Annotated in this window: 1 rRNA gene; it reads right to left on the bottom strand. The window is 50.2% G+C overall.

Features of this window, described 5'->3' with window-relative positions:
• Positions 1 to 71: 71 nt before the first annotated feature.
• Positions 72 to 2,617, bottom strand: a 23S ribosomal RNA gene (locus AC4CUZ_RS19740); the annotation flags it as partial.

The raw sequence follows: 2,617 nt of genomic DNA, 5'->3' as shown, positions 1-2,617 counted from the left end.
TATCTAGCTTTATAACTAAATCAAGTTGTTTGCAGTGATTTGAACCACAACACCAACTGTTTGGGTGTTGTATAGTCAAGCCTCACGAGCAATTAGTATTGGTCAGCTTCACATATCACTATGCTTCCACATCCAACCTATCAACGTCGTAGTCTTCAACGGCTCTTTAGAGGACATAAAGTCCTAGGGAAATCTTATCTTGAGGTAGGCTTCCCGCTTAGATGCTTTCAGCGGTTATCCCTTCCGAACATAGCTACCCGGCGATGCGACTGGCGTCACAACCGGTACACCAGAGGTTCGTCCACTCTGGTCCTCTCGTACTAGGAGCAGATCCTCTCAAATTTCCAACGCCCACGGTAGATAGGGACCGAACTGTCTCACGACGTTCTAAACCCAGCTCGCGTACCTCTTTAAATGGCGAACAGCCATACCCTTGGGACCTGCTTCAGCCCCAGGATGAGATGAGCCGACATCGAGGTGCCAAACACCGCCGTCGATATGAACTCTTGGGCGGTATCAGCCTGTTATCCCCAGAGTACCTTTTATCCGTTGAGCGATGGCCCTTCCATACAGAACCACCGGATCACTAAGACCTACTTTCGTACCTGCTCGACTTGTGGGTCTCGCAGTTAAGCGCGCTTTTGCCTTTATACTCTACGCGTGATTTCCGACCACGCTGAGCGCACCTTCGTACTCCTCCGTTACTCTTTAGGAGGAGACCGCCCCAGTCAAACTACCCACCAGACATGGTCCTCGTCCCGGATAACGGGACAGAGTTAGAACCTCAATATTACCAGGGTGGTATTTCAAGATTGGCTCCACCGAAACTAGCGTCTCGGTTTCAAAGCCTCCCACCTATCCTACACAAGTAAGATCAAAGTTCAATGTCAAGCTGCAGTAAAGGTTCACGGGGTCTTTCCGTCTAGCCGCGGGTACACCGCATCTTCACGGCGAATTCGATTTCACTGAGTCTCTGCTGGAGACAGCGCCCCCATCATTATGCCATTCGTGCAGGTCGGAACTTACCCGACAAGGAATTTCGCTACCTTAGGACCGTTATAGTTACGGCCGCCGTTTACTGGGGCTTCGATCAAGAGCTTCGCTTACGCTAACCCCATCAATTAACCTTCCAGCACCGGGCAGGCATCACACCCTATACGTCCACTTTCGTGTTTGCAGAGTGCTATGTTTTTAATAAACAGTTGCAGGGGCCTGGTTTCTGTGGCTGCCAATAGCTCAAGGAGTAAATCCTATCACCGTCGGCAGCGTACCTTCTCCCGAAGTTACGGTACCATTTTGCCTAGTTCCTTCAGCAGAGTTCTCTCAAGCGCTTTGGTCTACTCGACCTGACCACCTGTGTCGGTTTCGGGTACGATTCCTATGTAACTGAAGCTTAGAGACTTTTCCTGGAAGCATGGTATCAGCCACTTCACTGTACAAGTACAGCTTGCTATCAGTTCTCAGCATACAGTACCCCGGATTTGCCTAAGATACATGCCTACAACCTTCCACCTGGACAACCAACGCCAGGCTGACTTAACCTTCTCCGTCCTCTCATCGCATTACATAGAAGTATTGGAATATTAACCAATTTCCCATCGACTACGCCTCTCGGCCTCGCCTTAGGGGTCGACTCACCCAGCCCCGATTAACGTTGGACTGGAACCCTTGGTCTTTCAGCGTGCGAGTTTTTCACTCGCATTGTCGTTACTCACGTCAGCATTCGCACTTCTGATACCTCCAGCATACTTCTCAATACACCTTCATCGGCTTACAGAACGCTCCCCTACCACTTGCAATAAATTGCAAATCCGCAGCTTCGGCATATAGTTTTAGCCCCGTTACATCTTCCGCGCAGGCCGACTCGACTAGTGAGCTATTACGCTTTCTTTAAAGGGTGGCTGCTTCTAAGCCAACCTCCTAGCTGTCTATGCCTTCCCACATCGTTTCCCACTTAACTATAATTTTGGGGCCTTAGCTGGCGGTCTGGATTGTTTTCCTCTTGACTACGGACGTTAGCACCCGCAGTCTGTCTCCCGGATAGTACTCATTGGTATTCGGAGTTTGCATCGGTTTGGTAAGTCGGGATGACCCCCTAGCCGAAACAGTGCTCTACCCCCAATGGTATTCGTCCGAGGCGCTACCTAAATAGCTTTCGGGGAGAACCAGCTATCACCGAGTTTGATTAGCCTTTCACCCCTATCCACAAGTCATCCCCTGGCTTTTCAACGACAGTGGGTTCGGTCCTCCAGTTAGTGTTACCCAACCTTCAACCTGCTCATGGATAGATCACCCGGTTTCGGGTCTACACCCAGCAACTAAACGCCCTATTAAGACTCGATTTCTCTACGGCTCCCCTATGCGGTTAACCTTGCTACTGAATGTAAGTCGCTGACCCATTATACAAAAGGTACGCAGTCACCGAACATGTCGGCTCCCACTGCTTGTATGCATGCGGTTTCAGGATCTATTTCACTCCCCTCACAGGGGTTCTTTTCGCCTTTCCCTCACGGTACTGGTTCACTATCGGTCAGTCAGGAGTATTTAGCCTTGGAGGATGGTCCCCCCATATTCAGACAAGGTTTCACGTGCCCCGCCCTACTCGACATCATCATAT

This window comes from Acinetobacter sp. 789_lipA, assembly GCF_058242845.1.
The sequence above is the reverse complement of the archived record's forward strand: the minus strand, read 5'-3'. Positions and strand labels throughout refer to the sequence as shown.